Annotated in this window: 20 protein-coding genes; 13 read left to right on the top strand and 7 right to left on the bottom strand. The window is 59.9% G+C overall.

Annotation, left to right across the window (positions count from 1 at the left end; translation table 11 throughout):
* The first annotated feature begins 6 nt into the window (after positions 1 to 6).
* From M0746_RS23955 to secB, 3 genes are read left to right on the top strand one after another with little or no spacing between them, the layout of a single operon-like run.
* Entirely contained in the window at positions 7 to 420 is a 414-nt protein-coding gene (locus M0746_RS23955; protein WP_208939109.1) for a rhodanese-like domain-containing protein, read from the top strand.
* Position 421: 1 nt separating this feature from the next.
* The gene (gene grxC / locus M0746_RS23950; protein WP_258450821.1) at positions 422 to 676 is read left to right on the top strand and encodes a glutaredoxin 3; all 255 of its coding nucleotides are present in this window, start codon (positions 422 to 424) and stop codon (positions 674 to 676) included.
* Between the two features lie 57 nt (positions 677 to 733).
* Positions 734 to 1,219 (top strand): protein-export chaperone SecB, encoded by a 486-nt coding sequence (secB, locus tag M0746_RS23945; RefSeq protein WP_064117041.1) that lies wholly within the window; start codon positions 734 to 736, stop codon positions 1,217 to 1,219.
* A gap of 164 nt (positions 1,220 to 1,383) precedes the next feature.
* On the opposite strand, the gene M0746_RS23940 is transcribed toward secB, so the two are convergent.
* Entirely contained in the window at positions 1,384 to 1,839 is a 456-nt protein-coding gene (locus tag M0746_RS23940) for a tRNA (cytidine(34)-2'-O)-methyltransferase (protein ID WP_208939107.1), read from the bottom strand.
* On the opposite strand from M0746_RS23940, the gene M0746_RS23935 reads away from it, so the two are divergent.
* The 5 genes from M0746_RS23935 to M0746_RS23915 all read left to right on the top strand — a co-directional run bounded on the left by M0746_RS23935 (position 1,838) and on the right by M0746_RS23915 (position 7,016).
* Complete coding sequence (locus M0746_RS23935; RefSeq protein WP_258450819.1) at positions 1,838 to 2,278, top strand: hypothetical protein; 441 nt, start codon at positions 1,838 to 1,840, stop codon at positions 2,276 to 2,278. The two genes, M0746_RS23940 and M0746_RS23935, sit on opposite strands and share 2 nt — an antisense overlap.
* A gap of 495 nt (positions 2,279 to 2,773) precedes the next feature.
* The gene (locus M0746_RS23930; RefSeq protein WP_258450817.1) at positions 2,774 to 3,706 is read left to right on the top strand and encodes a hypothetical protein; all 933 of its coding nucleotides are present in this window, start codon (positions 2,774 to 2,776) and stop codon (positions 3,704 to 3,706) included.
* A complete protein-coding gene (locus M0746_RS23925) occupies positions 3,703 to 4,449 on the top strand; it encodes a hypothetical protein (protein WP_258450816.1) in 747 nt (248 codons plus the stop codon). The genes M0746_RS23930 and M0746_RS23925 overlap by 4 nt, the downstream gene beginning before the upstream one ends.
* A gap of 101 nt (positions 4,450 to 4,550) precedes the next feature.
* Positions 4,551 to 6,023: a hypothetical protein gene (locus tag M0746_RS23920; protein ID WP_258450814.1), complete on the top strand. Its 1,473-nt coding sequence runs from the start codon at positions 4,551 to 4,553 to the stop codon at positions 6,021 to 6,023.
* 24 nt (positions 6,024 to 6,047) lie between these two features.
* The gene (locus M0746_RS23915) at positions 6,048 to 7,016 is read left to right on the top strand and encodes a leucine-rich repeat domain-containing protein (RefSeq protein WP_258450813.1); all 969 of its coding nucleotides are present in this window, start codon (positions 6,048 to 6,050) and stop codon (positions 7,014 to 7,016) included.
* A gap of 627 nt (positions 7,017 to 7,643) precedes the next feature.
* Here M0746_RS23915 and ntrC read toward each other — a convergent pair.
* The 5 genes from ntrC to glnA all read right to left on the bottom strand — a co-directional run bounded on the left by ntrC (position 7,644) and on the right by glnA (position 13,265).
* Positions 7,644 to 9,080: a nitrogen regulation protein NR(I) gene (ntrC, locus tag M0746_RS23910; RefSeq protein WP_090280245.1), complete on the bottom strand. Its 1,437-nt coding sequence runs from the start codon at positions 9,078 to 9,080 to the stop codon at positions 7,644 to 7,646.
* The gene (gene glnL / locus M0746_RS23905; protein WP_208939104.1) at positions 9,077 to 10,162 is read right to left on the bottom strand and encodes a nitrogen regulation protein NR(II); all 1,086 of its coding nucleotides are present in this window, start codon (positions 10,160 to 10,162) and stop codon (positions 9,077 to 9,079) included. Before glnL ends, ntrC begins: the two co-directional genes overlap by 4 nt.
* Positions 10,163 to 10,392: 230 nt before the next feature.
* On the bottom strand, positions 10,393 to 11,010 hold the full coding sequence (locus M0746_RS23900; protein WP_258450811.1) for a DUF4124 domain-containing protein: 618 nt from the start codon (positions 11,008 to 11,010) through the stop codon (positions 10,393 to 10,395).
* The gene (locus M0746_RS23895; RefSeq protein ID WP_258450810.1) at positions 11,007 to 11,519 is read right to left on the bottom strand and encodes a DUF4124 domain-containing protein; all 513 of its coding nucleotides are present in this window, start codon (positions 11,517 to 11,519) and stop codon (positions 11,007 to 11,009) included. Before M0746_RS23895 ends, M0746_RS23900 begins: the two co-directional genes overlap by 4 nt.
* 339 nt (positions 11,520 to 11,858) lie before the next feature.
* Entirely contained in the window at positions 11,859 to 13,265 is a 1,407-nt protein-coding gene (glnA, locus tag M0746_RS23890) for a type I glutamate--ammonia ligase (protein WP_016772104.1), read from the bottom strand.
* 327 nt (positions 13,266 to 13,592) lie between these two features.
* Here glnA and thiI point away from each other — a divergent pair, with 327 nt between their 5' ends.
* Positions 13,593 to 15,047, top strand: a complete 1,455-nt coding sequence (gene thiI / locus M0746_RS23885; RefSeq protein WP_258450806.1) for a tRNA uracil 4-sulfurtransferase ThiI — start codon at positions 13,593 to 13,595, stop codon at positions 15,045 to 15,047.
* 139 nt (positions 15,048 to 15,186) lie between these two features.
* The gene (gene typA, locus M0746_RS23880) at positions 15,187 to 17,007 is read left to right on the top strand and encodes a translational GTPase TypA (RefSeq protein WP_208939100.1); all 1,821 of its coding nucleotides are present in this window, start codon (positions 15,187 to 15,189) and stop codon (positions 17,005 to 17,007) included.
* Positions 17,008 to 17,261: 254 nt separating this feature from the next.
* Here the strand turns inward: typA and M0746_RS23875 are convergent, their stop codons facing one another.
* On the bottom strand, positions 17,262 to 17,699 hold the full coding sequence (locus M0746_RS23875) for a YkgJ family cysteine cluster protein (RefSeq protein ID WP_025110918.1): 438 nt from the start codon (positions 17,697 to 17,699) through the stop codon (positions 17,262 to 17,264).
* A gap of 259 nt (positions 17,700 to 17,958) precedes the next feature.
* Here M0746_RS23875 and M0746_RS23870 point away from each other — a divergent pair, with 259 nt between their 5' ends.
* From M0746_RS23870 to M0746_RS23860, 3 genes are all read left to right on the top strand, one after another.
* Positions 17,959 to 20,409 carry a glycogen/starch/alpha-glucan phosphorylase gene (locus M0746_RS23870; RefSeq protein WP_258450804.1) on the top strand — a complete coding sequence of 817 codons (2,451 nt, stop codon included), beginning with the start codon at positions 17,959 to 17,961 and terminating at the stop codon, positions 20,407 to 20,409.
* A gap of 267 nt (positions 20,410 to 20,676) precedes the next feature.
* Entirely contained in the window at positions 20,677 to 24,261 is a 3,585-nt protein-coding gene (locus M0746_RS23865) for a DUF2339 domain-containing protein (protein WP_258450803.1), read from the top strand.
* A complete protein-coding gene (locus M0746_RS23860) occupies positions 24,258 to 25,622 on the top strand; it encodes a DUF3999 domain-containing protein (protein WP_258450802.1) in 1,365 nt (454 codons plus the stop codon). The genes M0746_RS23865 and M0746_RS23860 overlap by 4 nt, the downstream gene beginning before the upstream one ends.
* Positions 25,623 to 25,926: the final 304 nt, after the last annotated feature.

The following is a 25,926-nucleotide window of genomic DNA, read 5'->3' as shown; positions in this document are numbered from 1 at the left end:
CCTTCGATGGTTGCTCACCTGATTGAATTTGCCACTAACCACTACATTCTTGTCGGTATCTTCGTCGTATTGCTGGCGCTGCTGCTGGCGCACACGATGCAGGGCGGCGGTAAAAGCCTGAGCACCGGCGAGCTGACCGCGCTGGTCAACAAAGATGCAGGCGTGGTGGTAGACATCCGTCCGGCCAAGGATTTTGCTGCTGGCCACATCGTTGGTGCGGTGAACATTCCCCAGGACAAACTGGCCGCCCGTGCCGGCGAGCTGGAAAAACACAAGGCCAAGACCATCATTCTGGTCGACGCCCTCGGTCAGACTGCTGGCACTCATGCCCGCGAGCTGATGAAATCCGGCTTCACCGCCGCCAAGCTGTCCGGTGGGATTTCCAGCTGGAAAGGCGACAACCTGCCACTGGTGAAATGATATGAGCCACGTCGTCGTCTACTCCAGCGATTACTGCCCTTACTGCTCGCGCGCCAAGCATCTGCTCGCCAGCAAAGGCGTGGCCTTCGAAGAGATCAAGGTCGATGGCAAGCCGCAACTGCGCGCCGAAATGACCAAAAAGGCCGGACGCACGTCCGTGCCGCAGATCTGGATCGGCAGCACGCACATTGGCGGTTGTGATGATTTATATGCTCTGGAGCGCGCCGGCAAACTCGACGCGCTGCTCCAGGGCTGAACGGCTGCACCCACGTACAGCACTCCCTAAAAGACCCAAGATCGATAAGGATCTGAGATGACTGACCAACAGAACACTGCAGCCAGCGAAGAAGAAACCGCACCGCAATTCTCCTTGCAGCGCATCTACGTACGCGACCTGTCCTTCGAAGCCCCGAAAAGCCCGGCGATCTTCCGCCAGCAGTGGGACCCGGCGGTCGCGCTGGATTTGAACACTCGTCAGAAAGCACTGGAAGGCGATTTCTTCGAAGTCGTGCTGACCCTGTCCGTGACCGTGAAAAACGGTGAGGAAGTGGCCTTCATCGCTGAAGTGCAGCAGGCCGGTATCTTCCTGATCAAGAACCTCGACGCCGCTTCGATGAGCCACACCCTGGGTGCGTTCTGCCCTAACATCCTGTTCCCGTACGCGCGCGAAACCCTGGACAGCCTGGTGACCCGTGGTTCGTTCCCGGCACTGATGCTGGCTCCGGTGAACTTCGACGCCCTGTACGCGCAAGAGCTGCAGCGCATGCAGGAAAGCGGCGAGACGCCAACCGTTCAATAAACGGTCTGAGCTGCAACGAAAAAAGCGCCGTAACAGGCGCTTTTTTCTTGGCTGATCGTTCCTGCGCTCCGCGTGGGAATGCCTCTTGTGACGCTCCGCGTCCAGTGACGCGGAGCGTCACGGCTGCATTCCCACGCAGAGCGTGGGAATGATCAGGTGTGGTGTTACTTGAAGTCGTTCTGGCGCCAGGCTTCGTACACGGCGACCGCGACGGTGTTGGACAGATTCAGGCTGCGGCAGCCTTCGCGCATCGGCAGGCGCAGGCGCTGTTCCGACGGCAATGCGTCGAGGACTTCCGGCGGCAAGCCACGGCTTTCCGGGCCGAAGATAAACGCATCGCCCGGCACGAACGCCGCGTCGTGAAACGGCCGCGAGCCCTTGGTGGTAAAGGCGAACAAGCGCGGATTGCCGAGGCTTTCCAGACAAGTGGCGAGGTCCGCATGGCGCTGCAGCGTGGCATATTCGTGGTAGTCGAGTCCGGCGCGACGCAGGCGCTTGTCGTCCATCTCGAAGCCCAGCGGTTCGATCAAATGCAGGTGGCAGCCGCTGTTGGCGCACAGCCTGATAACGTTGCCGGTATTCGGCGGAATTTCTGGTTGAAAAAGGATGACGTGAAACATGCACGGCTCCGAAGGTAAAGATGAGCGGCATTCTACGCCGCCTGTGGACAACCGTTCGAAACTATTCCCGCGGGTGATCGGCTCATTGGCGATTGTCGGCCTGATGGTCGGCTTGATGATCGGTCGCCTGACCACGCCGGACCCCAGCGAGTTGCAAAAGGTCGAGGTCACCGATGGCGGCCTGGTGGTGTGGTTCAACAACGAACCGAAGCTGTACGGCGAGATCATCGACGGTAGCGTGGCGCTGCTGTTTCAGGCTGTAGGCCCCTCGCAAAAAGGCCAGCTCAAGCTCAATGGCCGGGACGTCAACTGGCGCACCCGCAAGAGCGATGGTGGTTTGCTGCTGACAGTGCTGGCGGCACGGCCGCTGAAAGGCGAGTGGGTCGGCAGCGAAGTCGACGACCGCTGGCGGCTGGAGATCCGCTTGAGCGAGCCCTAGCGAATGACCTTTTCTCGGTGTTCACTCCGACGCCTTATGGCGTCATTTCCCACTGCAAGCGTCTCACTTTCCCGTCTCCAACGAACACCGGCTCGCGCTATTGTTCACGCTTTCAAACGGCAGGATGCCGAAACCTTCGCCTCTCGCATGAACGCAGAGCGACTTTTCAAGGAAGAAAAATATGCCAGTCAAACCACCTCGCGGTGGCGGTAGCCACGCAGATGTCCCCGGCAGTTCGCGCTCCACCGACGCGGATAACTTTCAGCCCGGCCTGGCTGGGCGCAGAAACGTCGATACAGGCATGGCTCACGATCCTTTGCAGCCGCAGACCGGATCATCCGGCGCCTCAAGTCTGGATGACGTTCGCGCTGTTGCGGCGGTTGTAGTCCACGCAAATGCCGTTGAAGTTCATCGTCCCGCCCCCTGCCGTCGCTGGACGATTACGCCACCAATGCCCGGGCGATCCTTCCGCAAATCAATGAAGACGGTCTGCGGGTGATCAGCCGCCGCACGTATGCTGACCTGGCCAATGGCGATCTGGTTCTTGTCGCTGCGGATCCCGCCACCGGTTTATATCGCGCTCGGCGCCCGAGCGAATTGCTGCCATCGGGCCCGGTATTGCTACGCGACGTCGCCAGCGGTCATTGGTATCCGCGCCAGTTGGTTGAGCCATCCACGCGCGCGCAGATCAAAAAGTATCTTTCGCAAGCAAGCGATCTCGATGCGGACGCTTTTATCGCCCGGTTTGATGACAAGGATGTGGCGGATGCCGAACTCCAGCGTATCCAGCGTGGTTCGCCTCAGCTGGACAACGAACACATCAGCATCCCGTACCACGAGCCTCGCATGAGCTATGACGGGGAGATGCAGCAGGCATTGGATATGTGGGGCAAGCTGCGGCAAGTGTACAAGTGGCACGGCGAGCCTGATCAGCGAGTCTATAGCGACGGGCGACTGTCAGGTTACAAGCTGGATATCGATCTCACGTTATGGCCGGTCGACAAGCTGCTTTCGTTGAGATTCAGCGCAGTCGTTTCTCTCGCTTTGAAGGGGCACGCGCCGCTGGATGCAGCGGTTTTTTTCAGGCAGTTTCCCAACATCGAAAGTCTGTCGATAACAAGCCAGGCGATAACCAGACGTAGTGCCGGGGGCGGGTTGTTCACGTTCCAGGCCGCTCAATCAAGATTCAGTATGGATTCAAGCTTTGCAGAGCAGTTGACAAGGCTTCCCCGGTTACGGGAGCTGAATCTGCAGAATTGCGACGTGCCGGCAGATTTTTCGTTGAGGGGCTTGAGCAAACTGCAGGTGTTGAGGTTGGTTGATACACGGGTCAAAGTGATGAACGAGTATGCAGGTCCGTGGCGCCCGGGGAACCGGTGCAACACTTGGCTGATTATTCGCAAGTGGAACTGGACTTGTCCGGCATGACCGAGTTACGTGTGTTGGATCTGACTCGCACTGGAATACACCGTCTCCCTTCCGGGCTTGATGCCGGCAATGGACTGTCGAAGCTGGAAGTCTTGAAGCTGGGTGATAATGCGCTATTTGCCGGACCCTCAGTCAAAGCTATGACTGCGCTGCAGGAACTGGATCTTTCCAACATGTGGCTAAAAGGATTTCCAGAGGGCATTACCTCGATGATTCCGGAGAAAGTATTGAATCTGGCGAACAATCGAATCGCAGCGATCCCGGCATCCGTTGAGCTCAGAGCCGGTTTCAATCTCATCGGCAATCCAATAACTGATCCGGCCTCCCTTCGTCGGCTGATACGTGCACGTATCCAGACAGGTACCGACATTTGGCTGGGAACAGAGAGTCATGATGTGTCGGTCGATCTTTGGCTGCAACATGTCCCGGAAGAGCAATTGGATCGAAAGCTAAAGCTCTGGGGCAGCGTTAGACATCTTTCAAGCAGTCTGAAGAAGCTGAGCCGTACGCCGGAGTTTTACGTTGAACGGCCGATTTTGCAGCGGCGCGTCTGGTCGTTTCTCGAGATATACCACAAGGCTGATGTAGACGAGCAGTCGCGACTGAATCGGATTCTGGCTGAGGAACCGAGCCCAGGAAGAATGCTGGACAAGCTGGAAGAGGAAATACGCGTCTACGACAGTGGGCGACAGAACCAGCCCCTGCATCATCTGCCCAAGCGTCCGAAGCCTGGGCCGCAATAAACGCCTCGATTCAGAATGCTGCGCTTGATGATACCGGCAGGATGCCGAACCCGCTCGCGCCTTGCACAAATGCACGGCGCGTTTTTTCAAGGATGAACAGTATGCCAGTCAAACCACCTCGCGGTGGCAGTACCCCGGTGGAGGTCGATGTGCACCTCCAGCCGAACCGGATATCCGACGCGGATGCCCGGCACAATCCCCATCCGGGTCACAAAGGCGCGGAGCCATTGGCTCGTGACGCTGATCCGAAGCGACGTAGTTCGTTACCCGACGATAACGATCCTGATGCAATCCTGCCGGCGCCCAGCGTGACGGTTCGATCGTCGCCGCTTGGCGCTGAAAACCTGCCGGTCATCTCCAGCGCACTGCAAAACTACTGGATAAAGTCTGCCGCCGAGCTGCCGAAAGCCGACGCTGAAGGGTTCAGGCTGTACAGAAATCGTCAATATGTGGATGTACCGGATGGTGGTGTCGTGCTTGTCGCAATAGAGCCGGATACAGGGCTGTGCCGCGCTCGACTGGCAAGCGAATTGACGCCCTCAGGTCCCTTGCTGGTGCGTGATACCGAGAGCGGCATCTGGCATCCGCACAATGACTTCAATGCGCAAACCGTTCCACTGACCGCTGCCAGTCTGCGAAGTTTTCGCACCGGACTCGATTTCAGCGGCGTAGAGCCCGGTAGCGACGGGCTGTTTCGCCATGATGGCAGGCGCTATGTGGTCATCCGTGAGTATGCCTGTCAAGTGATGCAGGATCTGGACGCTTCCAGCCCTGTGCTCAAAGTCTGGCGCCTGGTTAATCCCAGGGATCCCGTCGCCATCGACAGCGCCAATATCTACCGCGCCGGTCGCAGCGGTGAAACCCGAGCCATCGTGCGCAACGAGCACGGCACTTGGGTTTCCATCCTGACTGGATTGAGAGGAGGCATGGATCGCAATGATCCGGCCCCGGCCAATCCGCTTAATCTTCATCGACCCTGGCTCGACAACCCCGGCTCCTCGGCAGCCCAGCCGCCGGTCGTTGCAGCCACGCGGGCACAGGTCAAACGCTACTTCGCCGATGCAACCGATCAGCATGCCGATGACTTCATTGCGCGTTTTGGTGAGGCAACAGTGGCAGAGGCAGAACTCAAGCGACTGCATCTGGAGTTTCCATACCTGGACCGCGAGATTAACCAGTGGGAGAGCGCCTATAAGGGCAGCGACAGCGCCGAGCGCAGTCGGCGGCAGAATATTGGTGCTCGTATGCGTCGGCTGTACAAATGGCAGGGAGATGATTCGCAAAAGGTCTTCCATGACGGACGGCTGGTCGGTTTCAGGCTGGATCTGAACTTCGGGCGCCGGGGAAACCTGGCGCTGCCGGTTTTCGCCACGCGAATCAGCTCTGTGGTTGCTCTTCGACTGGAGGGGACCACGTCGAACAATCTGGGAAAATTGTTCTCGAGTTTTTCTCACATCGAAACCCTTGAGGTACACAGGCTCAGCGGGAAGAACAATGGGCTGGTTGCCGAGCTTGATAAGCTCGGCGCATTGCGGGTCCTGGAGATACGCCAAACCGTCCTCTGGCTGCCGTGAGCCGGGCAGGAGCACTTCACTCGTTTGAGCCAATTGCAGGAATTGAGCCTGACCAATTGCAGTATCTGGCCGCATCTTTCGGTGCGAGGATTGACCAACCTGCGTGTCCTGCGCGCACGTTCCTGTGATTTGCTCCGATTGCCTGCAGGACTCGGCGACATGCCTGCGGCGTCACGTTTACAAGTGCTCGATCTTTACCATAATCCTGAACTGACAGATGCGCCTGATGTGACGCAAATGTCCGAATTGCGGGTTTTGAATCTTGCCTGGACTCGCATTTCCGCGCCGCCGCTCGGGCTTGGTTCGCAGAACGGCCCGTCGCGACTGGAGATATTGGACCTATCGGAAAGCCAACTTGCCGCGACACCGTCACTGCGGGGAATGACAGCGTTGCTGGAGGTCGATCTCAGCCGGACCCATATCAGAAGCTTCCCGGAAGGTGTTACATCCGACATTCCCAGGACACGTCTGGATCTGGTCTATACCGGAATCACGTCAATACCTGAAACCGTTGAACTCAGAAATGGTTTCGACCTGAAATACACGCTGATATCCGACCCCGCCTCTCTTCGGCGGCTCATTGCTGCACGGCGGCGGACAGGCACGGATTTCTGGCTGGCAAGAAATACCAATGATGTGGGGATCGAGCACTGGATGCACAATGTCCCACAGGCGCAACACGCTGCGAAACGTGCGCTTTGGGCCACGTTAACCAACCAGAGCACCATGGCAATGATGGAAAAAATCAGAGATCTGGTTCTCACGCCCGAGTTTCAGGTCGAACGCTCGATTCTGCAGCGTCGGGTCTGGTCGTTTCTTGAGCATTTCAAAGACTCCGATCTCAGCGAACAGGAAGTTTTGCGGAACATCGCGGTTACCGAGCCCAGCCCAGGAAACATGCTGGACAAGCTGGAGGATGAAATGAAGAAGTTCGACCACACGTGGCAGCATCAGCCGCCACATCATTTGCCCAAACATCCGAAGCTCAATTGAGCCTCGGAGCTGGACGCGAGGAATAAAAGCGGGAATCCCTGACCTGCCTGTATCAGGGTTCCCAAAAGAGGCGGACTTCGCTGTGAGCGTCGGTCCGGTGTAAAGAGGGAACCCCCGGCCTGCCTGTACCAAGGATCCCAAAAGGGTGGACGCATCGCGATGCAGCGTGCGCCCGGTGTAAAGAGGGGAATCCCCGGCCTGCCTGTACCAAGGTCCCCGAAACGGGTGGTGAATCGAATCACCTGTGAAGGGTATTGCAGGGGGCGTGCCAGGTTTACATCTGCTGTAACAAAAAGCTTGAACAGAAATACGAAAGCCCCGGAATTCGGGGCTTTCGCGGGTACGGCTTGTGAGGCTTGCAGCTTTTTCAATCGAGAGCGAGGCGATGTCGCTATGCGCGATCTCGGGTCATTGTGCATTGATGCGGTGCACGGCGGCCCTCACCTAACCCTCTCCCGGAGGGAGAGGGGACTGACCGAGTTGCCCGGTCAAGTTACGCCGACCTGGGATACCGAGCCGAACTCAAGCCTCGAAACCACCCGAGATCGGCTCCCTTTCCCCTCTTCCCCTTGGGGAGAGGGCTGGGGTGAGGGGGACCGATCCTGAGTACACGACAAGCCTTAATCGTTAACCCTCATCCCCCTCATCATCATCCCCACCATCAACCTTCATCCCCAATTCCTTGATCTTGCGCGTCAGGGTGTTACGTCCCCAACCCAGCAGCACCGCAGCATCACGGCGGCGGCCGGCGGTATGTTTCAAAGCCGTTTCGATCATGATTCGCTCGAACGCCGGCACGGCGCTGTCGAGCAAACTCGACTGACCACGCGCCAGCGCCTGGTCTGCCCACTGACGCAGCGCCTGCTCCCAGTTGGTCACTGGTGCCGAATCCTGCGGAAGATTCAGCAGTTCTGGCGGCAAATCGCTGATGTGCACTTCGCGCCCGGAGGCCATCACCGTGATCCAGCGGCAGGTGTTCTCCAGCTGACGCACGTTGCCCGGCCATGGCAGGTTTTTCAGGTATTCCTCGGTCTCGCTTTTCAGCAGCTTCGGCTCGACTGCCAGTTCCTGGGCGGCGCGGCTGAGGAAGTGTTTGGCCAGGGTCGGGATGTCTTCGCGACGATCCGACAGGCGCGGGATGTGGATGCGGATCACATTGAGGCGGTGGAACAAGTCCTCACGGAATTTTCCGGCATGCACCAGGGTTTCCAGATTCTGGTGCGTCGCGGCGATGATGCGCACGTCAACCTTGACCGGCACATGCCCGCCCACCCGATAGAATTCGCCGTCGGCCAGCACGCGCAACAGACGCGTCTGGGTATCAGCCGGCATGTCGCCGATTTCATCGAGAAACAGCGTGCCGCCGTCCGCCTGTTCGAAGCGGCCGCGACGCAAATTCGCCGCGCCAGTGAACGCGCCTTTTTCATGGCCGAACAGCTCCGACTCCATCAGATCCTTGGGGATCGCTGCCATGTTCAGCGCAATGAATGGCGACGCCGCGCGGGGGCTGTGGCGGTGCAGGGCGTGGGCGACCAGTTCTTTACCGGTACCGGATTCGCCGTTGATCAGCACGGTGATGTTGGAATGGCTCAGGCGGCCGATGGCGCGAAACACTTCCTGCATCGCCGGCGCTTCGCCGATGATTTCCGGGGTGCGGGTCAGTGCCGGCACGACTTCCAGGCCTTGCTGTTCCTGAGCGTGCTGATTGGCTCGCTTGACCAGCGAAACGGCCTCGTCGACGTCGAACGGCTTCGGCAGATATTCAAACGCGCCGCCCTGATACGAGGCGACCGCGCTGTCCAGATCGGAGTGAGCGGTCATGATGATGACCGGCAACCGCGGGTGCTGTTCGCGAATCCGCGCCAACAGGTCCAGACCGCTGGCCCCGGGCATGCGGATGTCGGAAATGATCACGTCCGGCTGCTGCCGCGCCAGGCGACTCATCACGCCGTCGGCGCTGTCGAAGCTCTGGGTGGTCATGCCTTCCTGCTGCAAGGCCTTTTCCAGAACCCAACGGATAGAACGGTCGTCATCGACGATCCACACGGTTTCACTACGGCTCATGTCGATGTGGCTCCTTGTTCCAGTGGCAGGAAGATCGAAAACGTGGTGTGGCCTGGATGGCTCTCACACTCGATCAGACCCTGATGCTGACTGATGATGTTCTGGGTAATGGCCAGCCCCAGCCCGGTACCGTCCGGGCGTCCGCTGACCATCGGAAAGAAAATGGTTTCCTGCAGCTCCGTCGGGATGCCCGGGCCGTTGTCGATGATCTCGATCTTGGTTACCAGGCGATGGCGGATGTGGCCGATGGTGAACTGGCGCATGGCGCGGGTGCGCAGGCTGATGCGGCCCAGACGCAGCTCGTTCTGGCTGCTGATCGCCTGCATCGCGTTGCGCACGATGTTCAATACGGCCTGGATCATTTGCTCGCGGTCGATCAACACGTCAGGAATGCTCGGGTCGTAGTCGCGCACCAAGGTGATGCAGCCCTGGCTTTCGGCCTCGACCAGTTGGCAGACGCGTTCGAGCACTTCGTGAACGTTGCACATCGCCAGCGACGGCAGCTTGTTGGAGCCGAGCATGCGGTCGACCAGATTGCGCAGGCGATCGGCCTCTTCAATGATCACGTTGGTGTAATCGCGCAGGCTGTCTTCCGGCAGTTCGCGGGCCAGCAACTGCGCCGCGCCACGAATGCCGCCGAGCGGGTTCTTGATTTCGTGGGCGAGGCCGCGCACCAGCATCTTGCTGGTTTCCTGCTTGGACAGCTGCGCCTCTTCCTTGGTGATCCGCAGCAAGCGGTCACGCGGATGGACTTCCAGCAAAAGCAGGGTCTCGCCGTTGCTGAGGATGGGCGTTACCGCGTAATCCACGGTCAGCGTCTGGCCAGTGAGCGCGGTCAGCATCGCTTCGCGCTTGGTAAACGGGTGCGCTTGCTCGACCGCCTGGCGCAGGGAATTGAGCGCCTCGGGGGATTCGGTGAACAGCTCGCTGATGAACTGGCCATGGCTGCGCTGGCCGCTGACGGCCAGCAGCATCTCCGCCGCCGGATTCATGTACTCAAGGCGCAATTGCGCGTCGAGCAGGATGGTCGCGGTGGTCAGGTTGTCGAGCAGCAAACGGTGGATTGCGTCGCTTATGGTCATCTGGACCCCTTTTGGAGCAAGGCGTGCGCGAGAACTAAGCGCTGATACCGGGAAAATGCAAAAACCAAACCAAGGCTCCGAAAAGAAGCGTTTAACCCCTGAAACAGGCGTTTGACGCGCGTTTGTATGGCACGAAGCCAGCTCAATCGGGAAGATTCGAACCAAAATGGGTTGGAATTTGAGTAGGGTGCAGCTTAGCGCACCAATACAGTGCGCATCGCTCGGTGGTGTCAGAAGAAGCGCAGGAAGGGGTTTTTCGGTTCTTCGGGTTTGTCTTTCAGCGGACACTCCGGCCGTACGCCGTAATCGTCCCTGGCGCAGGGTTTGACCTGACGTTTCTGCGCCAGCGAAATGCGCAGCACGTGGAAGGGCTGGTTGGCGGTGCGTTCGACAGTGCGCCCGTCGGCATCGAGAATTTCTGCCGACAGGTTGTGACTGCCGCGATCGATATTGCTCAGCGGGAAGACCGGGCTCAGGCCGGGTTCGCCGGTGGGCTGGCCATCCAGCAGCAAGCGATAGCGGTGGCCCTCCTGAAGACCCGGCTCGCTGGTGATGCTGACGATCAGTTCGCCTGCACTGCTGCGGATAGTTGCGTCCGGTTCGGGCACCAGCACCCGCAGCATGTCGTAATGAAACGGCGGCTGCGGCGTGGCGTTCCTGGTTTTACTGATCGGTGCAGCGATGGTCGGGGTGGCTGACATGCGATTACTGCTGGCGATCGGCACACGCTTGGCATTGCCGCGCGGCTGGTCGGTGTAGACGCGGTTGCCCTGGGCATCGATATAGGTGAACACCTCGGCCGAGGCGGGCAAGGCGAGCAGGCAAAGGATCAGGACCACACCTTTCATGGGCGGTGCACCCGCTGCACGGTGAAGGTCGCGGGTGGGCTTTGCTGGATGACGGTCTGGCCATCGACCACCTGCACCGCGAGACGATGCTCGCCGCGATCGACATTGACCAGTTGCAGGCTCGGCACGTTGCTCGGTTGGCCGTAGGGTTCGTCGTCGAGTACCAGTCTTAATTGATGCGGGGCCTGCAGGCGCGGCTTGATCAGCACATTGACGGTGAAGGTGCCGTTGTTGGCGCGCAACGCTTCGTCAGTGGGCAGGCCGGCCAGTTCAAGGATTTCGTAGGCTTTATGCGGCGGCTGTGGCGTCTTGGCATCAGGCGTTGGCGGTGTGCCCGGCGCTTGTGGCTCGACACGGTTCAATGGCGGCAGCTCAACCGGCTGCGCCTTCACGCCGTCCGGCGAATGATCGCTGTAGACCGTGTTGCCATTGGCATCGGTGTACTTGTAGATCTGCGCAGCGGCGGGCAGGGCGATCAGCAGCAGAATGTAGAGAAAGGTGCGACCCATGAAATCGACCGGGATTGAAAGCGATGGGTGCAGCATAGGTCACGCAGGGCGGTTGGCCAAAACCGTTCATAACTGGAATTGAAAAGACTGGTAGCCACCACACGGATCGTTCCCATGCTCTGCGTGGGAATGCCTCAGGGGACGCTCCGCGTCCAGTGACGCAGAGCGTCACGGGCTGCATTCCCACGTGGAGCGTGGGAACGATCAAGGTGAGCGCACCAAGATCAGTCCCCTCTCTCTCTGGGAGAGGGCCAGGGTGAGGGGCTTTTGATCTGCAATAAAAAGGCCTCCCGAAGGAGGCCTCTTTTTGATCACGCCGCGTTACGCAGCGCTACCGGATCAGCAGCTGTAGTACAGCTCATATTCCAGTGGGTGCACGAAGGTGCGAACCTTGATTTCTTCTTCCGATTTCAGCGCGATGTAAGCGTCGATGAAGTCGTCGGAGAATACGCCGCCCTTGGTCAGGAACGCGCGGCCCTTGTCCAGCTCTTCCAGGGCTTCTTTCAGGCTGCCGCAAACCTGTGGGATCTCTTTCGCCTCTTCAGGCGGCAGGTCGTACAGGTTCTTGTCAGCGGCATCGCCTGGGTGGATCTTGTTCTGGATACCGTCCAGACCGGCCATCAGCAGTGCTGCGAAAGCCAGGTACGGGTTGGCAGCCGGGTCCGGGAAGCGTGCTTCGATACGGCGGGCTTTCGGGCTCGACACGTAAGGAATGCGGATCGACGCGGAACGGTTGCGAGCCGAGTAGGCCAGCATGACCGGCGCTTCGAAACCTGGCACCAGACGCTTGTACGAGTTGGTGGCCGGGTTGGTGAAGCCGTTCAGTGCCTTACCGTGCTTGATGATGCCGCCGATGAAGTACAGAGCGGTATCGGACAGGCCGGCATAGCCTTCGCCGGCGAAGGTGTTCTTGCCGTCTTTCCAGATCGACATGTGCACGTGCATGCCCGAACCGTTGTCGCCGTACAGTGGCTTCGGCATGAAGGTCGCGGTGCGGCCGTAAGCGTCGGCAACGTTATGTACAACGTATTTCAGGGTTTGAACTTCGTCGGCCTTCTTCACCAGGGTGTTGAACTTGACGCCGATTTCGTTCTGGCCGGCAGTTGCCACTTCGTGGTGGTGAACTTCAACCGACTGACCCATTTCTTCCAGTGCGTTGCACATGGCAGTACGGATTTCGTGGTCGTGGTCGAACGGTGGAACAGGGAAATAGCCGCCTTTCACGCCTGGACGGTGACCCTTGTTGCCGCCTTCGATGTCCTGGTCGGACATCCACGAACCTTGCTCGGAGTAGATCTTGAACATCGAGCCGGAGATGTCCGACTTGAATTTCACCGAGTCGAAGATGAAGAATTCTGGCTCTGGACCAGCGAATACGGTGTCACCGATACCGGTGGCTTTCAGGTGCTCTTCGGCGCGCTTGGCGATCGCACGTGGGTCGCGATCGTAGCCTTGCATGCTCGAAGGCTCGATGATGTCGCACACCAGAATCAGCGTCGGGTCTTCGGTGAACGGATCGAGAACGGCAGTTTCGTCGACCGGCATCAGGATCATGTCGGAGGCTTCGATGCCTTTCCAGCCAGAGATGGAGGAGCCGTCGAACATCTTGCCGACTTCGAAGAAGTCATCATCCAGCGCATCGCGAGCCGGCATGGTCACGTGGTGCTGAGTGCCTTTGGTGTCCGTGAAGCGCAGATCAATCCACTTGACGTCATGATCTTTGATGAGTTGAACCGACTTCGACATAGTGTCCTCCGGGTGAATTAGGGCGGGTAGTGGATGCCCTTAATAATGGTGATGCCGGCGCGAATACTCTGCCAAGGCAACCTGCCTCACAAGGGAGCAAATTGCATGCCAGTGCCCCAGCATGGGTTTTTTGCCCCAAATTCACGCTTATTAAGGTGCGCGAGGTACTGAATTGACAAATATCGCCCCGTAATGTTGCGTTTGAATTCGCAAATGACCTGTTTTGGTGCGTGAAAAACCTTCTGCACATTAACTGGTTAAACCTTGAGCAATTTCCGCTATAATCCGCGCCCCCCTTTTTCGGCTGGCCGTTCGCGCGCTGTTTTCATGAAACTAATCGTAAAAGTCTTCCCCGAGATCACCATCAAAAGCCGACCTGTCCGGACGAAGTTCATCCGCCAGCTGGCCAAGAACATCCGCACCGTGCTCCGCGACCTGGACCCGGCAGTGGTGGTGAACGGCGTGTGGGACAATCTCGAGCTGGAAACCCGTGTTACTGACCCCAAAGCCTTGAAAGAGATGGGCGAGCGCCTGACCTGCATGCCGGGTATTGCGCATTTTCTGCAGATCGACGAGTACCCGCTGGGTGACTTCGACGACATCACCGAAAAGTGCAAACAGCATTACGGCGCGGCCCTGGCCGGGAAGATTTTTTCGGTGCGCTGCAAGCGCGCGGGCAAGCACACGTTCAGCTCGATGGACGTGGAAAAATACGTCGGCAGCAAGCTGCGTCGCGAGTGCGGTGCAGCCGGAATCGACCTGAAAGCGCCGGAAATCGAAGTCCGCATCGAAGTTCGCGACAAACGGTTGTTCGTCATCCACAGCCAGCACAACGGTATCGGCGGCTACCCGCTCGGTGCGCTGGAGCAGACGCTGGTATTGATGTCCGGCGGTTTCGACTCGACCGTGGCGGCCTATCAGATCCTGCGTCGTGGCCTGATGACGCACTTCTGCTTCTTCAATCTGGGCGGGCGTGCCCATGAATTGGGCGTGATGGAAGTCGCGCATTTCATCTGGAAGAAGTACGGCAGCTCGCAACGCGTGCTATTTGTCAGTGTTCCGTTCGAAGAAGTGCTGGGTGAAATTCTCGGCAAAGTCGATAACAGTCATATGGGCGTCGTATTGAAGCGTATGATGTTGCGCGCGGCGACGAACATCGCCGAGCGCCTGCACATCGACGCGCTGGTTACCGGCGAAGCGATCTCCCAGGTCTCGAGCCAGACCCTGCCGAACCTGTCGGTGATCGACTGCGTGACCGACAAGCTGGTCCTGCGCCCGCTGATCGTTGCGCACAAACAGGACATCATCGACACCGCCAACGAGATCGGTACCGCCGATTTCGCCCGGCACATGCCGGAATACTGCGGGGTCATTTCGGTCAACCCGAAAACGGCCGCCAAACGCGGTCGGGTTGAGCACGAAGAGCAGGAGTTCGACATGGCGGTGCTCGAGCGTGCGCTCGCCAACGCCAAACTGGTGCCAATCGATCGGGTAATCGACGAACTGGGCCAGGACGTACAGATTGAAGAAGTCAGCGAAGCACTGGCCGGCCAGATCGTGATCGACATCCGTCACCCGGATGCCGCCGAGGATGAGCCGCTGGAACTCGCTGGCGTAGAAGTACAGACGATGCCGTTCTATGCAGTGAACGCTCGTTTCAAGGAGCTGGATCCGACTCGCCAGTACCTGCTGTATTGCGACAAAGGCGTGATGAGTCGCCTGCATGCTCACCATTTGCTCAGTGAGGGGCATGCCAATGTGCGCGTTTATCGACCGAGCTAAGTGCCCGGGGCTGTTTGCCTGTGGCCTGCGTCACCGGCCCCCCGACACCGCCGTCAAGCTGTAACGGCCATGCCGGACACTACTGCTAATCGCTGCCAAGACTTGTCAGCAAACCGAATCCTCTGATCGAGATACACAAGTGATCGAAAATCTACGCAACATCGCCATCATTGCCCACGTTGACCATGGTAAGACCACCCTGGTAGACAAACTCCTGCGTCAATCCGGCACTCTGGAGCGCAACGAGCTCAACGACGAGCGCGTGATGGACTCCAACGACCAGGAAAAAGAACGCGGTATTACCATTCTGGCGAAGAACACCGCCATCAACTGGAACGGCTACCACATCAACATCGTGGACACCCCGGGCCACGCCGACTTCGGCGGCGAAGTTGAACGCGTAATGTCGATGGTTGACTCCGTTCTGCTGCTGGTTGACGCTCAAGACGGCCCTATGCCGCAAACCCGTTTCGTGACCAAGAAGGCTTTCGAAGCCGGCCTGCGTCCAATCGTGGTGATCAACAAGGTTGACCGTCCAGGCGCGCGTCCGGACTGGGTTCTGGACCAGATCTTCGACCTGTTCGACAACCTCGGTGCGACCGAAGAACAACTGGACTTCCAGGTTGTTTACGCTTCGGCCCTGAACGGCATTGCCGGTCTGGACCACACCGCCATGGGCGAAGACATGACTGCGCTGTACCAGGCAGTCGTCGACCACGTTCCGCCTCCGGCCGTTGACCGCGACGGTCCGTTCCAGATGCAGATCTCCGCTCTGGACTACAACAGCTTCCTGGGTGTTATCGGTGTTGGCCGTATCGCTCGCGGTCGCGTCAAGCCGAACACTCCGGTTGTCGCGATCGGTGCCGATGGCAAGCGTCGCAACGGCCGTATCCTGAAACTGATGGGTCACCACGGTCTGCACCGCGTTGACGTTGAAGAAGCTGCGGCCGGCGACATCGTCTGCATCAGCGGTATGGATTCGCTGTTCATCTCCGACACCCTGTGCCACCCGGACACTGTCGAGGCGATGAAGCCGCTGACCGTCGACGAGCCAACCGTTTCGATGACCTTCCAGGTAAACGACTCGCCATTCTGCGGTAAAGAAGGCAAGTTCGTGACGTCCCGTAACATCAAGGACCGTCTGGACAAAGAGTTGCTGTACAACGTTGCACTGCGCGTTGAAGAAGGCGACTCGGCTGACAAGTTCAAGGTTTCCGGCCGTGGTGAGCTGCACCTCTCGGTACTGATCGAAACCATGCGTCGCGAAGGCTTCGAGCTGGCCTTGGGCCGTCCTGAAGTGATCATCCGTGAAGTTGACGGCGTGAAGCAGGAACCGTTCGAAAACGTGACCATCGACATCCCTGAAGAATCCCAGGGCAAGGTCATGGAAGAGATGGGCCTGCGTAAGGGCGACCTGAGCAACATGGTGCCGGATGGCAAGGGCCGTGTACGTCTGGAATACAACATCCCTGCTCGCGGTCTGATCGGTTTCCGTAACCAGTTCCTGACCCTGACCAACGGTGCTGGCATCCTGACCTCGATCTTCGATCGCTACGACACCGTCAAGTCGGGCCACATGTCCGGCCGTCAGAACGGTGTTCTGGTTTCGGTTGAAACCGGCAAGGCACTGACCTACTCGCTGGAAACCCTGCAGGCTCGCGGCAAGCTGTTCGTAGAACACGGCCAGGAGATCTACAACGGTCAGATCGTTGGTCAGAACAGCCGCGACAACGACCTGGGTGTAAACCCGACCAAAGGCAAGAAGCTCGACAACATGCGTGCTTCGGGTAAAGACGAAACCATCGCTCTGGTCCCACCTGTTCGCTTCACTCTGGAACAGGCTCTGGAATACATCCAGGAAGACGAGCTGTGCGAAGTCACGCCTAAGTCGATCCGTCTTCGCAAGAAGATCCTCGACGAAAGCGAGCGTACCCGCGCTGCCAAGAAAGCCAAGGCGTAATCCAGCCCTGGAATAAAAAACGCCCCCGGTCGCGAGACCGGGGGCGTTTTTGTTTGTCTGGGGAAAAGTGGATTAAGCCTTCAAAGATCAAGAACCCCTCACCCTAGCCCTCTCCCGGAGGGAGAGAGGACTGATTGATCGTTCCCACGCTCTGCGTGGGAATGCCTCAACGGACGCTCTGCGTTCGGCTTCAGAAGGACGCAGAGCGTCCCGGGCTGCATTCCCACGCAGAGCGTGGGAATGATCAGGTGCGGTCAGAACTTCTCGATCGCCCGAAAATTCTGCACTCGCTCGACTTCCTTCGGCTTGTACGCGCAATACCCCGGCCGCGGGCCGATCTTCGGGTGGTTGCGGCAGGTGTCCGGGCGTTTGTCATAAATGGTGCACAGGCGGCTCTTACGATCCAGGTAATAGCAATCGTTGTTGCTCATGCGCTGGAGGGTGAAGATCCCCGACTTCTGATTGAAACGCTCGACCAGACCTTCCTTTTGCAAACGCTTGGCGATGTTCTTCGGCGGATCGCCCAGTTCGAATTCGTCGACCACACCGATGCGCACCAGATCCTTGATCTTCACCTCGACCGGCAGCGTGCAGCAGCTGGACATGCACGAGCCGCACATCGGTGCCGAATATTTGGCCCACGTATCGAGACGATCGATCTCGGCGGCGGCGATCAGGTTGGGTTTCATCATCGGGAGTTACCAGAGGTGTATGCATCAGGGCGCGCGATCATACCGGGACGGGTGGATTTTTGAACAACCTTTCGCCAGATTTTTCTCCATGCCGGCACTTTGCCGGGCATTTCGGCATGGCCCCTGCATTCATTGGTTCATCCGCCAAGGTTATGCCGGACCACCTCACAGTCTCAGGAAATACAGCCGAACCAGAGCCGTTACCGTCGGTCAGACCGTCTAGGCTCAGACAATTCCCCGCTCGCTCGAGGTCCAATTGATGACTCAAGAACCACTAGTTCGCGAAGCAGAGGTGGCCGCATTCCGCGACGCCGTCCTGACCAAGCTCACCTACGCGGTGGGCAAGGATCCCGATCACGCCTTTGACCATGACTGGTTCGAAGCCATCGCCCTGGCCGCGCGTGATCACATGGTCGAACACTGGATGGACCACACCCGGCAGATCTACCGCAAAGGTCAGAAGCGGGTGTACTACCTCTCGCTGGAATTCCTCATCGGCCGCTTGCTTTACGACAGCCTGAGCAACCTTGGCCTGCTCGACGTCGCCCGTGAGGCGCTGACCGAACTGGGCGTCGATCTGGAGCGCATCCGTTTGCTGGAGCCCGACGCAGCGCTCGGCAACGGCGGCCTCGGGCGCCTGGCGGCATGCTTCATGGAAAGCATGTCGACCCTCGGCATTGCCGGTCACGGCTATGGCATTCGTTATGAACACGGCTTGTTCCGTCAGGCGATTGTCGATGGCTGGCAGCAAGAGCAGACCGAACACTGGCTGGATTTCGGCAACCCGTGGGAATTCGAACGGCCGGAAGTGGTATACCCGATCGGCTTCGGCGGCAGCGTCGAAACCGTCACCGACGCCAATGGCAAGACCCGTCAGGTCTGGTCGCCGGCGGAAACCGTGCGCGCAATTGCCTACGACACCCCGGTGGTCGGCTGGCGCGGCGCCAGCGTCAATACCTTGCGCCTGTGGCGCGCGCGGGCGATGGAGGAGCTGCACCTGGAGCGTTTCAACGCCGGTGACCACCTCGGTGCCGTTGCCGAAGTAGCTCGCGCCGAAAGTATTTCGCGCGTGCTCTACCCGGCGGACAGCACCGAAGCCGGTCAGGAACTGCGCCTGCGTCAGGAATACTTCTTCGTCGCCGCATCGCTACAGGATCTGCTGCGCCGTCACCGCAACATGCACACCTCGGTGCTGACCCTCGGTGATCATGCGGCGATCCAGCTCAATGACACCCACCCGTCGATTGCCGTCGCCGAACTGATGCGTCAATTGGTCGACGTCTACGACGTAGCGTGGGATGCGGCGTGGCAGGTCACAGTCGACACGCTGTCGTACACCAACCACACCTTGCTGCCCGAGGCACTGGAAACCTGGCCGGTCGGCCTGATGGAACGCATGCTGCCGCGGCACATGCAGATCATTTATCTGATCAACGCCCAGCACATCGACTCGCTGCGGGCCAAGGGCATTCACGATTTCGACGTGCTGCGCGCGGTGTCGCTGATCGAGGAGGACAACGGCCGCCGCGTGCGCATGGGCAACCTCGCGTTTCTCGGCTCGCACAGCGTCAATGGCGTGTCCGGGCTGCACACGCAACTGATGCGCAAAACCGTGTTCGCCGAGTTGCACAAGCTGTACCCGGAGCGGATCAACAACAAGACCAACGGCATTACGTTCCGCCGCTGGCTGTTCCAGGTCAACGCCGAGCTGACCTCGATGCTGGTCGATGCTGTGGGGCCGGAGATACTCGACCATCCCGAAGAGCGTCTGCTTGAACTGGAGCCATTCGCTGAAAAAACCGCGTTCCGTAAAGCCTTTGCCGAACAGCGCCTGCACAGCAAAAAGGCCTTGGCCTACCTGATACACGAGCGCCTGGGGGTTGCGGTCAACCCGGCGGCGATGTTCGACGTGCAGGTTAAACGCATCCACGAATACAAGCGTCAGTTGCTCAATCTGCTGCACACCGTTGCGCTGTATCAAGCGATTCGTGCCGAGCCGGAAGTCGACTGGGTGCCGCGGGTGAAAATCTTCGCCGGCAAGGCCGCGGCGAGTTATCACCAGGCCAAACTGATCATCAAACTGACCAACGATATCGCCCGGGTGGTCAACAACGACCCGACGGTGCGCGGCTTGCTCAAAGTGGTGTTCCTGCCCAACTACAACGTCAGCCTGGCGGAGAGCATCATTCCGGCGGCGGACTTGTCCGAGCAGATTTCCACCGCCGGTTTCGAAGCGTCGGGCACCAGCAACATGAAGTTCGGCCTCAACGGCGCGCTGACCATCGGCACCCTCGATGGCGCCAACGTCGAAATGGCCGAGCGCATCGGTGCCGAACACATGTTTATCTTTGGCTTGAGTGCGCAGCAGGTTGAAGCGCGCAAGCAGAACCATGAGTTCAGCGCCTTGCCGGACATCGCCGCGTCGCATCGTCTGAACGATGTGCTGCAAGCGATCCGCAGCGGTGTGTTCTCGCCGGACGATACTTCGCGTTACACCGGGCTGATCGATTCGTTGATCGACTACGACCGTTTCCTGGTCTGCGCCGATTTCGACTCGTACTGGGAAGCGCAGAAGCGCGTGGAAGCGCACTGGCATGACTCCAATAACTGGTGGCGTTCGGCAGTGCTGAACACCGCGCGGATGGGCTGGTTCTCGTCTGACCGGACCATTCGTGAGTACGCCACCGATATCTGGAAAGCGCTGGAGTAACTTTCCGCAACAAATCTGTGCAAGGCCCAACGTTTGTTGGGCCGGATCGATATACTGAGCGCCGGTTACCGGAAGCTTCAGTCACCACCAATCCAATGTAGGAGTGAGCCTGCTCGCGATAGCGTCATCACATTCAACATCTTCGTTGACTGACTGACTGACTGACAGACCGCTATCGCGAGCAGGCTCACTCCTACAAGGGTTTGTGCCTAGACTGAAGCCATCGCCGGACTCGCCCCGCCCCGGGGCTGCTTAGGGATATCGACCATGCAATGGATGTTCATGTTGATCGGGCTGGTGCTCGGTGGACTGCTCGACGAGTCGTTCAGCGCTGCGCTGTTGGGCGCGCTGCTCGGGCTGGCGATTGCGCAGACGATGCGCATCGCGCGGCTCGGCAAACTGACGGCCGCACAACAGCAACAACTCGAACACGCCAAAGTCGCCTTGCAGGGCGTCGAGCAGCGGCTGTTCCTGCTCGAAGGCGCGCCGCTTCACGCTGCGCCACCGCCGTCTCCTGCGCCCGTCGCTGAGCCTGTCGCCGAGCCCGCCGAAATCCTTGAGCAAGCCCCCGCGCCTGAGCTGATCTGGGAACTGCCGCCCGAGCTTGAACCAGTCGCCGCCGCCACCCGTGAAACCAGCCAGCCGCTGCCGGACGATGTCTGGCGCGCCGAACCGGCCCCTCGTGAACCGCAGAAACCTGCCGAACCCCGTGGCCCGAACCTGATCGAACGTGGCATCAGCGCGGCACGCAACTGGCTGTTCGGTGGTAACACGGTGCTGCGCGTCGGCGTGGTGCTGCTGTTTTTCGGTCTGGCGTTTTTGCTGCGTTACGCCACCGAAGGCATGGTGGTGCCGATCGAGTTGCGTTACGCCGGGGTGGCGGCTGCCGCGTTGGGCCTGCTTGTGCTGGGCTGGTGGCTGCGCCGGCGCAACACCCATTATGCGTTGATGCTGCAGGGTACCGGGATCGCGGTGCTGTACCTGACGGTGTTTGCGGCGATGCGTTTGCATCCGCTGCTCGATCCTTCGGCCGCGCTGGGCCTGCTGGTGGCGGTGACGGTGTTCTCGGCCATTCTGGCAATCACCCAGGATGCGTTGGGGCTGGTGGCAGCGGCGGCATTGGGCGGTTTTGCCGCGCCGATCCTGACCTCAACGGGTGAAGGCAACCACGTCGCGCTGTTCAGTTATTTTGCCCTGCTCAATGCCGGCATTCTGGCCATTGCCTGGTTCAAGGCCTGGCGCCTGCTCAACTTGATCGGCTTCGTTGGAACCTTTGGCATCGGCTTCGCCTGGGGCCTGCGTTCTTATGTTCCGGAACTGTTGTGGAGCACCGAGCCGTTTCTGATCCTGTTTTTCCTGATGTACCTGGCCATCGGCTTGCTGTTTGCCCGACGCAAGCTGCTCGACCTGAGCGATGCCCCGGCGGACGCTGATCGCGAGGCGTTGTTGCACTGGTCGGCGCGCAAGGGCGATTACGTCGACGGTACGATGTTGTTCGGCCCGCCGATCATTGGTTTCGGTTTGCAGTTCGCCATCGTTCAGCACCTGGAGTTCGCGGCGGCGTTCAGTGCCCTGGCGCTGGGCATGCTCTATATGGCGCTGGCCAGGCTATTGATGGGTGGACGCGCAGTGCTGCTGGGCGAAACCTGCTTGGCGCTCGGGGTGATTTTTGCCAGTCTGGCGATTCCGTTGGGGCTCGATGCGCGCTGGACTTCAGCGGCATGGGCCGTCGAGGGGGCAGGGATTTTCTGGCTTGGCCTGCGTCAGCATCGACCATTTGCGCGGGCCTTTGCGCTGTTGCTGCAATTGGGCTCGGCGTTGGCCTTCCTCAGTGAATTACGCGTCGGCGAAAACAGTTTGCTCGACGGTGCGCCACTGGGCGCGTTGATGCTCGGCGGTGCGCTGTTGTTCAGCTTCTACCAATTGCGCAAAGCAGTAGCGGAGCAGACCGCGCGGTGGGAGCGCCAGGCGTTGCCAGTGCTGGCGAGTCTGGGCCTGACGTTCCTGTACCTGCTGGCGCCGCTGTTCTTCTTCACCCAAGGCACAGCGATCAGTTGGGCGCTGGCCGGGCTGGCAACGTTGTGGGTCGGCCTGCGCATTCAATCGCGCACGTTCCTGTTCAGCGCGTTTGCCGTGCAATTGCTCGGCGGCGCGTTGTTCCTGCTGCGGCTGCAAGGCGCGGGCGAGGATTCGTCAGCAGTGTTCAGCGCGGGCTGGAGTGGTTTGCTCAGCGCATCGCTGATCGGTCTGGCATTGATCGCCGGCATGTTGCTGGCGGCGCGCGATGACATGGTACGCAGCGACGTGCGTCTGCTGCGCGGCTTGTCCGTGGTGCTGTTGGCCGGCCTGGTGCTGATCAATCTGGCGGTGCTGTTTGTCCTGCCGTGGCAGACCGCGAGTGCGGTGTGGGCGGCCAGTGGTTTGCTGATCATCTGGCTGAGCCTGTATCTGCAGCAGCGCGTCAGCTTCGTTTTTGGCCTGCTGTTGCAGGTGATCGGCGGCGCTGCATTTTTGCTGGCTGGCCCGGAGCTGCTGGGGCCGTTGTCCAGCGAAGGCTTGAAACCGCTGGCCCATGGTGGATTCTGGACGCCGCTGGTGCTGGGACTGGCGGCGATGGTCGGCGCGTGGCGCTTGCAACTGGGCAACCATGCCTCGGCGTTTGATGCGTTGAGTTTGCAGCGCTTGTCCGAAATATTGTTGGTATGGGGCGCCGCTTGGTGGACGCTGGCGTGGGTCAGTGAGGTGCTGCGCTTTGCCCCGGCCAATCTGCAAGCGACGCTGTTGCTATTGGTCGCGGCGCTCAGTGTGGTGCTGTGGACGCTGGCGTCACTGCGGCTGAAATGGCCGGCGCTGGGTTTGCTTTGCACCTTGCTGATTCCCGCGGCTGCGCTGGTATTGCTCGGTGCATGGCAGTCGCGTTATCACCCGGCGGCCGACTTCGGCTGGCTGGCCTGGACGCTAGTATTTGCCGCGCATTTCTTCAGCCTGCGCCGCCTCGCGCCGATGCTGCCGGCACGCGCTTTAAGTTCCGCGCATGTACTCGGTTGCTGGCTGCTGATCGGCGTGCTGGCGCTGGAGTTGCGTTACGGTCTGCTGCTGTTGTCCGAGCAGTACAACGCTTGGCGCTGGCTGGGCTGGGCGATTCTGCCGAGCGTCTATCTGTTGCTGGCAGCGGCACCGCGCACCTGGCCTTGGCCGGTATCGACGTTTGCCCGCGAGTACCGTTTGTACGCCGCTGCGCCGCTGGCCGTGTTGATGTTGGCGTGGTTCTGGCTGGCTAACGGTGTCAGCGATGGCAATGCCGAACCGCTGCCTTATGTACCGCTGCTCAACCCTCTGGAGCTGGGGCTGCTGTTTGCCTTGTTCGGCGTTTATGTGTGGTCGCGCAGTGCTTTGGCACAACTGTCGATCCGCCGGGACTACGCCGACACCGCCACGCAACTGATTGCCGGAGTTTCGCTGTTCGCCTTCTGCACGGCGCTGGTGACCCGCGCTGCGCATCATTGGGCCGGGATCCCGTTCGAACTGGACACGTTGCTCGCCTCAATGCTGGTGCAGGCCGGGTTGTCGATCGTCTGGACGCTGATGGCGCTGGGGCTGATGATCGGCGGTCATCTGCGCCATCGCCGCGAAGTGTGGCTGATCGGCGCGGCGCTGATTGCGCTGGTGGTGGCGAAACTGATTTTTGTCGAACTGAGCAACCGTGGCGGCCTCGCCCGGATCGTCTCGTTTATCGGCGTCGGCGTGTTGCTGCTGGTGGTGGGCTATTTTGCCCCGTTGCCGCCCAAGCGCGTCGAAGCCGAACCGGCGGCGGACAAACCCGCCACGGAAACCGAAGGAGTTGTCTCTTGAGTCGCATGCTGAATCTGGGTTGGTTGGCGTTGGGCGTGGTGATGGCTGCCGGCGCCCAGGAAAAACCCGCGGGCTTCGCCACGCAGGTGCCACTGTCGGTCAGCGGCAACGGCCCGTGGTATCGCCTCGAATTGCCGCTGAGCGTGCAATTGCAGGCGCGCCAGACCGATCTCGGCGACTTGCGCGTGTTCAACGCCGCCGGTGAACCGCAGGCTTACGCGCTGGCTCGCGAATCCGCGCAGACCCGCGACGACGGTCAGTTGCATGAGGTCAAATGGTTCCCGCTCTACAACGCCGCGGACGCCAGCGAACGCGCGCCCAACGTGCGCGTGCAATCGACCACCAATGGCACGCTGGTTGAAGTGCAGCCGTCCAGTCAGTTGGAGGCCGGCGAAGAAGTACTGCGCGGCTGGCTGCTCGATGCCAGCGCGATCAAAGCGCCGTTGCAGCAGTTGATTCTCGACTGGACCAGCGAGCGCGACGGTTTTCAGCGTTTCAGCATCGAAGCCAGCGACGACCTGCAACATTGGCAGGCGTGGGGTGAAGGCCAGGTTGCACGGCTGACATTCTCTGATGAGCGCATCGAACAGCACGAAGTGACCCTGCCGGGGCAGACCGCGCGTTATGTGCGCCTGCTCTGGGAGTCGCCGGGTTCGGCGCCCATCCTTACTTCGGCGCAACTGAAAAGCAGCGACCCGCGTCATTTACCGCTGCCGTTGGTCTGGTCGCAAACCGTGGCCGGCAGCAGCACCAAGGCCGGGGAATACACCTGGCAGCTGCCGATGGGGCTGAATGTCGAGCGGGTGCAAATCGAGCTGAAGCAGCCAAACAGTCTGGCGCCGGTGACACTGGCCGGCCGCCGCGAGAGCAGTTTGCCGTGGCAGACACTGAGCAGTGGCTTGTTGTATCGCCTGATCCAGAACAATCAGGACGTGGTGCAAAACGAAATCCCCCTCGCCGGGCAGACCGTGCAGCAATTGAAGCTGACCGTGGACGAGCGCGGCGGTGGGCTGGGTGAGCAGGCGCCGGATCTGAAATACGCGGTGCGCGCCACCCAGGTGATTTTCCTCGCCCGGGGCGATGGGCCGTACAGCCTTGCCTTGGGCAATCCCACGGTGAAAACCGCGAACCTGCCGTTGACCACGCTGATCCCGGATTTCAAACCGCAGATGCTGGCGACGCTGGGCAAGGCCTCGGTGCAGGGCGAAGCTGTGGTGACGCAGACCTCGACGACGACCGCGGCGGCGGTGGCCGGTACCAATTGGAAGAAGATCGGACTGTGGGCGGTATTGCTGTTGAGCGTGGTGTTTCTCGGAGCGATGGCGTTCAGCCTGTTGCGCAAGCCGCCCGCCAATACCTGAGAAGGGCTGGCGCTGCGCGCCAATCGCTGGCAAGCCAGCTCCCACAGTGATCTCGGTCGTTCACATATTTTGTGTACACCACACATCCTGTGGGAGCTGGCTTGCCAGCGATGGCGTCCGGTCAAACAACAAAAATTCATCAGACTGCCGCTATCACTCAACCGCCGCCCGCTGCATTTCCAACTACGCTAAATCCGTCACCTGAACTCTCCACCGACAATCACGTCTGATGCAGGCAAATACGCCCCGACGCACGTTAGCGGGCGTCTTCGCTCGCTAGGTTTTCAGACTCCCTGTAAACTGC

It is taken from the genome of Pseudomonas sp. S11P7 (assembly GCF_023195435.1).
GTDB classification, from domain to species: Bacteria; Pseudomonadota; Gammaproteobacteria; order Pseudomonadales; family Pseudomonadaceae; genus Aquipseudomonas; species Aquipseudomonas fluorescens_G.
This window is presented reverse-complemented; position numbering and strand designations above follow the sequence as displayed.